Annotated in this window: 7 protein-coding genes; 1 reads left to right on the forward strand and 6 read right to left on the reverse strand. The window is 63.1% G+C overall.

Features of this window, described 5'->3' with window-relative positions:
* Positions 1 to 141: 141 nt before the first annotated feature.
* The 6 genes from cysZ to gatC all read right to left on the reverse strand — a co-directional run bounded on the left by cysZ (position 142) and on the right by gatC (position 6,749).
* Positions 142 to 975, reverse strand: a complete 834-nt coding sequence (gene cysZ, locus ACXAF3_RS17805) for a sulfate transporter CysZ (protein ID WP_475113642.1) — start codon at positions 973 to 975, stop codon at positions 142 to 144.
* 13 nt (positions 976 to 988) lie between these two features.
* Complete coding sequence (locus ACXAF3_RS17810; protein ID WP_475113643.1) at positions 989 to 1,288, reverse strand: PA4642 family protein; 300 nt, start codon at positions 1,286 to 1,288, stop codon at positions 989 to 991.
* Between the two features lie 258 nt (positions 1,289 to 1,546).
* Positions 1,547 to 3,235 carry an AMP-binding protein gene (locus ACXAF3_RS17815; protein WP_475113644.1) on the reverse strand — a complete coding sequence of 563 codons (1,689 nt, stop codon included), beginning with the start codon at positions 3,233 to 3,235 and terminating at the stop codon, positions 1,547 to 1,549.
* Between the two features lie 262 nt (positions 3,236 to 3,497).
* Complete coding sequence (gatB, locus tag ACXAF3_RS17820; RefSeq protein WP_475113645.1) at positions 3,498 to 4,949, reverse strand: Asp-tRNA(Asn)/Glu-tRNA(Gln) amidotransferase subunit GatB; 1,452 nt, start codon at positions 4,947 to 4,949, stop codon at positions 3,498 to 3,500.
* Positions 4,950 to 4,964: 15 nt separating this feature from the next.
* On the reverse strand, positions 4,965 to 6,425 hold the full coding sequence (gene gatA / locus ACXAF3_RS17825; RefSeq protein WP_475113646.1) for an Asp-tRNA(Asn)/Glu-tRNA(Gln) amidotransferase subunit GatA: 1,461 nt from the start codon (positions 6,423 to 6,425) through the stop codon (positions 4,965 to 4,967).
* A 36-nt stretch (positions 6,426 to 6,461) separates the two neighbouring features.
* The gene (gatC, locus tag ACXAF3_RS17830) at positions 6,462 to 6,749 is read right to left on the reverse strand and encodes an Asp-tRNA(Asn)/Glu-tRNA(Gln) amidotransferase subunit GatC (RefSeq protein WP_475113647.1); all 288 of its coding nucleotides are present in this window, start codon (positions 6,747 to 6,749) and stop codon (positions 6,462 to 6,464) included.
* Positions 6,750 to 7,119: 370 nt separating this feature from the next.
* On the opposite strand from gatC, the gene ACXAF3_RS17835 reads away from it, so the two are divergent.
* Positions 7,120 to 8,154 (forward strand): rod shape-determining protein, encoded by a 1,035-nt coding sequence (locus ACXAF3_RS17835; RefSeq protein ID WP_323845113.1) that lies wholly within the window; start codon positions 7,120 to 7,122, stop codon positions 8,152 to 8,154.
* Positions 8,155 to 8,285: the final 131 nt, after the last annotated feature.

Raw genomic sequence — 8,285 nt, forward strand, 5'->3', positions numbered from 1 at the left:
ATCCATGGCTCTGGCGGTGTTGGTTCGGGGATTGTTGTGTTTTGGCGAACCAAACTTTACCCAGCCAACAACCGCCAGCCTACTTTTTCACGCCAATCTGCGAAGAACCATAAAAAAGGCCGGGAGATTTCCCGGCCTTTTTTATTTTTCCGCGGGTAATGTTTCCGTGCCCGGATCCCCCTCCTGCCGCAGGCGCTCTATCCACAGCGCCGTGCCGCCGGCCACCGCCGCCGGCATCACGAAGATATTCAGTACCGGCACCATCTTCGCCAGCATCACGGTGCCGCCGAAGCCGAGGCTGGTCAGCTTGCGCCGCAGCAGCACGCGTTTCAGTTCGTCGAAGGGGCGCTGGTGGTTGTCCAGCGGGTAATCGACATACTGGATCGCCATGCACCAGGCACCCCAGAGTGCACCCAGCACGGCCGGCACGAACACCGTCCAGCTGGTGAGCATCGCGATCACCAGTATCACCAGGCCCCAGCCGATAAAATAGGTGAGCTTGCGCAGTTCGCGCCCCAGGGTGCGGAGAATCATGCTGCCCAAGGGCTCCGGCGGCGGCGCCCGGCCGGTGAGCAATTCCTCGACCTTTTCCGCCAGAAAGCCGTTGAAAGGCGCGGCGATGATATTGGTGATGATGCCGAACAGGTAGCCGTAGGCGAGGAGGAAGAGCACCAGCACCGCCAGCGCGATGATCCAGGCCAGCCAGCGGAATGCATCGGCGGCCCAGGCGGCGCCCTTGGCCATGATGGCCTCCCACCAGGACATGTTTTCCGTATTCACCGGTGTGTGCGACAGCAGGCTGCCGAGGTAGTCGGCGAGGCCCCCCAGTTGCGTGATCATCAGCGCGGTGATGGCGATAAACAGCACCAGGTTGATCGCCAGCGGCACTATGATGAACGGGCGCAGCTCGCGCCGGGTCAGCAGGCGGGCGCCGCGTATCAGCGCATCGGCGCCGTGTACCGGATTGGAAGTCACTCTTGGTCTCCCGTCAGGACTTTGCGCCGGCGGCCTTCAGGATGGCCGCGTACTCGGCGCCCTGGCGGTGCTCCTCGATCCGCGCCAGCAGGGTTTTGCCATCCGGGCCGGGGCTGTTCAGATCCAGATTCTGTTCCTGGAACAGGCGCACGAAGGTCTCGAAGTTCTCCGCCTTCATGCTGCGGTAGGCGCGCTCCAGCAGGTGGTAGTCGCGGTTGACGCCTTTCGGCGCTTCGCCGACCAGAAAACCGGCGATACGTTCATCGTCAAATACTTCACCGAGTACTTTTTGCTTGTCTTTTTTCAGGCTCACAGACTCTTCCTTAACGTTTGCGGAGTGCAGGTGGCGGCCGTAAAGCCCAGCGGACCGGCCCGTAGGCAATTGTACGCAGCGTGGTCCGGTCTGTCCTCCCGGTTTCTGTCTGTCCGTCGGAGCCAAGCTGCGATGTGCCGCATTAACCCGGCAATATTGAGTTGCCGGGTTACGGGTGAATAGTGGCTGGGAATAGCGGGTTTGAGTGGACCTTGCCGGCGCGGGCAGAGCCCGCGCCATTTGCTCGCTCGCGTGACGTTACTCCCCGAGGCCGAGCTCGGCGATGGAGATCTCGCGCATCTTGAATTTCTGGATCTTGCCGGTGGCGGTCATCGGGAAGCTATCCGTGAACTTGAAGTAGCGCGGCACCTTGAAGTGGGTGATCCTGCCTTTGCAGAATTCCCGCAATTCCTCTTCAGAAACTGTGCCGGCATCGGCGCGCAGCTGTACCCAGGCCACCAGTTCCTCGCCGTATTTCTTGTCCGGCACGCCGGTGACCTGTACATCGGCGATGGCCGGGTGGGTGTAGAGGAACTCCTCCACTTCCTTCGGGTAGATGTTCTCACCGCCGCGGATCACCATGTCCTTGATGCGGCCGACGATCTGGATGTAGCCGTCTTCGTCCATGGTGGCCAGGTCGCCGGTGTGCATCCAGCCGGCGCTGTCGATGGCGGCGCGGGTGGCCTCCTCGTTGTTCCAGTACCCGAGCATAACGCTGTAGCCACGAGTGCACAGTTCGCCAATTGTGCCGCGCGGAACCGTCTCGCCATTGGCGGGATCGATGATTTTCGATTCCAGATGCGGCTGGGTGCGGCCGACGGTGGTAACGCGCTTGTCGAACGGGTCGTCGGCGGCAGTCTGGGTCGAAACCGGGCTGGTCTCGGTCATGCCGTAGGCGATCTGCACCTCGCGCATATGCATTTTGCTGTTGACGGCCTTCATGACCTCGGCGGGGCAGATGGAGCCGGCCATGATGCCGGTGCGCAGGGAGCTGAGGTCGTAGTTGGCGAAGTCCGGGTGCTCCAGCTCGGCGATAAACATGGTGGGCACGCCGTACAGGGCGGTGGCGCGCTCTTCCGCCACCGTCTCCAGTACCGCGCCCGGATCGAAGCCCTCGCTGGGGTAGATCATCGTGGCGCCGTGGGTGACGCACCCTAGGTTGCCCATCACCATGCCGAAACAGTGATACAGCGGCACCGGAATCACCAGGCGGTCTTGCTCCGTCAGTTTGATGCTCTCGGCGACGAAGAAACCATTGTTGATGATATTGTGGTGGGACAGGGTGGCGCCCTTGGGGAAACCGGTGGTGCCGGAGGTGTACTGGATATTGATTGGGTCGCGGAAGTGTAGCGATTGCTGTACTGCTGCCAACTGGGCCGCGGAGACCTTGTCGGCCTCTTCGAGCAGGTCGTTCCAGCGCCACATGCCATCGTAGTGCAGTTCGGCGAGGTTCACGACGATTTGCAGATGCGGTAGCTTTGCGGCGGCGAGTTTGCCTCGGGCCGACGATTGCAGTTCCGGCGCCAGCTCGTAGAGCATCTGGGTGTAATCCGAGCTCTTGAAGCGCTCCGCGATCACCAACATACGGGTTTGCGAGTGGTTGAGGGCGTATTCGAGTTCGTGCAGGCGGTAGGACGGGTTGATGTTGACCAGGATGGCGCCGATCTTGGCGGTGGCGAACTGTAGCGTGGTCCACTCGGCGCAGTTGGGCGACCAGATGCCCACCCGGTCGCCCTTGTCGATGCCGATGGCCAGCAGTGCCCGGGCGCAGGTGTCCACTTGCTGCTGGAACTCTCGATAGCTCCAGCGAATGCCCTGATGGCGTACGACCAAGGCCTCATTAGCGGGGAAACTCTCGACGATCTGATCGAACTTGTCGCCGATGGTCATATCGATCAGCGGCTGGGTGCTGCTACCGCTGGTATAGCTGAGAAGCGTGTCTGTCATCGCCGGTACCTCGTTGTTGTTATAGTGCTGCGCTTGTCGTTATTGGACGCTGATCCTTACTTTCGTGACTCTTGTGGCGTTTGTCCAGTAGCCATTGGTCGAATACCGGATTGGCGGGCAGTTTTTCAACCTAGCGTATGTGCAGACAAAGAATCATCGTTCGGCGGTTGGCCTGCGCTGGCGTCGTGGCGGGGCGGGTTGCTCGGGCAGGGGAGGGTGGGGGAGCGCCCTCAGGTGCTCCCCCAATCAGATAAGATAGACGTCAGAGCAGGGCGTCGAGCTTTTCCTTGAGGATCTTGTTGATCATCTGCGGATTCGCCTGCCCCTTGGAGGCCTTCATGATCTGGCCGACGAAGTAGCCCATCATCTTCGGCCGCTTGGCCTCGTCGGCGTTGCGGTAGTTCTCCACCTGGGCGCTGCTCGCGGCGATCACCTCGTCGACCATCTTCTCGATGGCGCCGGTGTCGGAGACCTGCTTCAGGCCGCGTTTTTCGATCACCTGGTCCGCGTCGCCCTCGCCGTTGGCCATGGCCTCGAACACCTGCTTGGCGATCTTGCTGGAGATGGTGTTGTCGACGATGCGCTTTATCAGGCCGGCCAGCTGTTCGGCGCTGACCGGAGACTGGGTGATGGACAGCTCCTCGCGGTTCAGCAGTGCGGCCAGTTCGCCGGTGATCCAGTTGGCGGCCAGCTTGGGTTCGCCGGATGCTTTTGCCACCTGTTCGAAAAAGTCGGCGATGGTGCGCTCCTGGGTCAGCTGGTCGGCGTCGTAGGCGGACAGCTTGTACTCGCTCTGGAAGCGCGCGGCCTTGGCGTCCGGCAGTTCCGGCAGTTGTGCGCGCAGCTTCTCCACATAGTCGTCGGTGAGGATGACCGGCAGCAGGTCCGGGCAGGGGAAGTAGCGGTAGTCGTTGGCCACCTCCTTGCTGCGCATGGAGCGGGTCTCGTTCTTGTCCGCGTCGTAGAGGCGCGTTTCCTGCACTATGCTGCCGCCGTCCTCGAGGATGTCGATCTGGCGCTCGGCCTCGACTTTGATCGCGCGCTCGACGAAGCGGAAGGAGTTGATGTTCTTCAGCTCTGTGCGGGTGCCGAGTTTCTCCTCGCCCTTCGGGCGCACGGATACGTTGGCGTCGCAGCGCATCGAACCCTGGGACATGTCGCCGTCGGAGATGCCCAGGTAGGTCACTATGCTGTGGATCTTCTTCAGGTAGGCCACCGCCTCGGCGGCGCTGCGCATATCCGGCTCGGACACGATTTCGATCAGCGGCGTGCCGGCGCGGTTCAGGTCTATGCCGGACATGCCGTGGAAGTCTTCGTGTAAGGACTTGCCCGCGTCCTCTTCCAGGTGTGCGTGATGCAGGCGCACCGTCTTGCTGCTGCCGTCGGGGAGGTGGATTTCTATCTCTCCGGCGCCGACGATGGGCTCCGCCAGTTGGGTGGTCTGGTAGCCCTTGGGCAGGTCCGGGTAGAAGTAGTTCTTGCGCTCGAACACCGAGCGGCGGCCTATCTCGGCGTTCATCGCCAGGCCGAACATCACCGCATAGCGGAAGGCCTCTTCATTGGGCACCGGCAGGGTGCCCGGCATCGCCAGGTCTATGGCGCAGGCCTGGGTATTGGGCTCGGCGCCGAAGCGGGTGCTGGCACCGGAGAAGAGTTTCGATCTGGTGGAGAGCTGGACGTGTACTTCCAGCCCGATAACGACTTCCCATTCCACGATAAATCTCCTCCGTTAAACGGCGCTGGCCAGGTTGGGGGACTGTTGGTGCCAGCCGGTGACCTGCTGGTACTGGTGCGCGACATTGAGCATACGCGCCTCGTCCAGGTAGTTGCCGATAATCTGCAGGCCCACCGGCAGACCGTTTACCAGTCCGGCCGGCAGGGACATGCCGGGCAGGCCCGCCAGGTTGGCGGCGATGGTGTAGATATCCTCCAGATACATGGCCACCGGGTCGGCGCTCTTGGCGCCGAGCGCGAAGGCCGGCGAGGGCGTGGTCGGCCCCATGATCACGTCCACCTTCTCGAAGGCCTGCACGAAGTCCTGTTTGATCAGGCGGCGCACCTGCTGCGCCTTGTTGTAGTAGGCATCGTAGTAGCCGGCGGACAGGGCGTAGGTGCCGATCAGGATGCGCCGCTGCACCTCCTCGCCGAAGCCCTCGCCGCGGGAGCGCATATAGAGGTCGCGCAGATCCTTCGGGTCCTCGCAGCGGTAGCCGTAGCGCACGCCGTCGAAGCGCGACAGGTTGGCGGAGGCCTCCGCCGGCGCGATCACGTAATAGGCGGGCACGGCCAGACCGGTGTGCGGCAGGGTGATTTCCACCAGTTCGGCCCCCAGCTTCTCGAATTCCTTCAGCGCCTCCTCTATGCGCGCGGCCACGTCCGCGTCCAGGCCCTCGCCGAAATACTCCTTCGGAACGCCGATCTTCAGGCCGGCGATGGTGTCGTTCAGATTCAGCGTATAGTCCTGGAGCGGTCGCTTCAGGCTGGTGGAGTCCCTTTCGTCGTGGCCGGCCATGGCCGACAGCAGATAGGCGCAGTCCTCGGCGCTGCGCGCTATGGGGCCGGCCTGGTCGAGGCTGGAGGCGAAGGCGATCATGCCCCAGCGGGACACGCGCCCGTAGGTGGGTTTGAGGCCGGTGGTATTGGTCAGCGCCGCCGGCTGGCGGATGGAGCCGCCTGTGTCGGTGGCGGTGGTGCCGGGGACCAGCTGCGCGGCCACCGCGGCGGCGGAGCCGCCGGAGGAGCCGCCGGGCACGCAGTCGGTGTTCCAGGGGTTTTTCACCGGGCCGTAGTAGCTGGACTCGTTGGAGGAGCCCATCGCGAACTCGTCCATATTGGTCTTGCCCAGAGTCACCGCGCCGGCAGCATTGAATTTCTCCACCACGGTCGCATCGTAGGGGGGGGCGAAGTTGTCGAGCATTTTCGAACCGCAGCTGGTGCGCACGCCGCGGGTGCAGAAGATATCCTTGTGCGCTATGGGCACGCCGCACAGCGCAGGCGCATCACCTTCGGCCAGGCGCTCGTCCGCCGCCGCGGCCTGGGACAGGGCCAGCTCCCCGGTGACGGTAATGAAACTGTTGTAGTTGCCGTCCAGCTGTGCGATGCGGTCGAGCAGGTGGCGGGTGATCTCGACGCTGGAAAACTGCTTGTTTCGCAGTCCGCGGATGATCTCGGCGATGGTTAACTGGTGCATCTTCTTCCCTTAAAAGGCTGTTACAGGCTGGGACGGTCAGTCGATCACTTTCGGAACCAGGTAGAGGCCGGCTTCCGATTGCGGCGCCAGCTGCAGAAATTCCTCGCGCCGGTTGGGCTCGGTGACCTCGTCCGCGCGCAGCACCTGCACCTCGTCCAGCGGGTGGGCCATGGGCGCCACGCCATCGGTGTGTACGGCCTGCAGCTGGTCCACCAGCTGCAGGACATCGCCGAGGCGATGGCTGACTTCGTCGATGGTCTCTGCGGAAATGGCGATGCGGGCGAGCTCCGCCAGTTTTTCTACGGTTGGCGTATCCACTGCCATGGCGATAGGGGCTCCAGTTCGGGTGGCGAATCGAACCCCGCCTCGGGTTGGACCCGAGGCGGAGGGGGTCGCAAATTTAGCACATAAGCCCGCTCTTCTCACCGGCGGCGGGGCCGGCCTTCGGCGGCGTGGCCGCCGGTCCGCAATTGATTGTTTTTTAGCCTTGCTCTGAGCCGGCGCCGTTGTTAGAGTTTGCCGATTCTGGCCGGGGTCTGCGCGCCCGCGGCCAACGGGCAGAAACGGGGTCGGAAATGCGGCCCGGAACTCAGAATTTTTCGCGCGGACTAACTAGGCTTTGAACCAACCTGTAACTCCGCGTCTGCTGCACCCGCCCCGGGTGCTGACAATTAGTACAAGGTAACCGAACTCCATGTTTAAACGTTTGCGGGGCATGTTCTCCAGTGATCTCTCCATCGACCTGGGAACAGCCAACACGCTGATCTATGTGCGCGATCGCGGCGTAGTCCTCGATGAACCCTCCGTTGTCGCCATCCGCCATTACAACGGCCAGAAGATCGTCGAAGCGGTCGGCGTCGAGGCCAAGCGCATGCTCGGCCGTACGCCCGGCAACATCACCGCCATACGCCCGATGAAAGACGGCGTTATCGCCGACTTCCAGGTGACCGAGAAGATGTTGCAGCACTTTATCCGCAAGGTGCACGAGAACAGCTGGATGCGCCCCAGTCCGCGGGTGCTGGTCTGCGTGCCCTGCCAGTCGACCGAGGTGGAGCGCCGCGCTATCCGCGAGTCCGCTATGGGCGCCGGGGCGCGCGAGGTCTGGCTGATCGAGGAGCCGATGGCGGCGGCCATCGGCGCCGGTCTGAAGGTGGAAGAGGCCAGCGGTTCCATGGTGGTGGATATCGGTGGCGGCACCACTGAAATTGCAATCATCTCCCTGAACGGCGTCGTCTACTCGGATTCCGTGCGTATTGGCGGCGACCGTTTCGATGAGGCCATCGTCAACTATGTGCGCCGCAACTACGGCAGCGTCATCGGCGACGCCACCGCCGAGCGCATCAAGGAGGAGATCGGCTGCGCCTACGCGGGCAGTGAGGTGCGCGAGATAGATGTGCGCGGCCGCAACCTGGCCGAGGGCGTGCCGCGCAGCTTCACGCTCAACTCCGACGAGATCCTCGAGGCGCTGCAGGACCCGCTGACCGGCATAGTGCAGGCGGTGAAGAGCGCCCTGGAACAGTCCCCGCCGGAACTGGCCTCGGACATCGCCGAGCGCGGCATGGTGCTGACCGGCGGCGGCGCGCTGCTGCGCGATCTGGATCGGCTGCTGATGGAAGAGTCCGGCCTGCCGGTGATCGTCGCCGACGACCCGCTGACCTGCGTGGCCCGCGGCGGCGGCAAGGCGCTGGATATGATGGACAAGAGCCGGCTGTATCTGGTGTCCAACTAAGGATTTACCCGGCGATTGCAGGGTGCCAGTAGGTAGTCAGTGGCGGGACCTCTCCCCGTGGATTTTTTTTGGGCACCACCTGGAGTCCCCCCCTGAAGGTTTTGTGGCAGGATTCCCCCCTCACCCAACCC

The sequence above is a fragment of the Microbulbifer sp. ABF4_143 genome, from assembly GCF_056160225.1.

What these genes read in the sequence shown, in the direction of transcription:
- ACXAF3_RS17815 (WP_475113644.1), bottom strand. Translation starts at nt 3,235, where the DNA reads ATGACAGACACGCTTCTCAGCTATACCAGCGGTAGCAGCACCCAGCCG.
- gatA (WP_475113646.1), bottom strand. Translation starts at nt 6,425, where the DNA reads ATGCACCAGTTAACCATCGCCGAGATCATCCGCGGACTGCGAAACAAG.
- gatC (WP_475113647.1), bottom strand. Translation starts at nt 6,749, where the DNA reads ATGGCAGTGGATACGCCAACCGTAGAAAAACTGGCGGAGCTCGCCCGC.
- ACXAF3_RS17835 (WP_323845113.1), top strand. Translation starts at nt 7,120, where the DNA reads ATGTTTAAACGTTTGCGGGGCATGTTCTCCAGTGATCTCTCCATCGAC.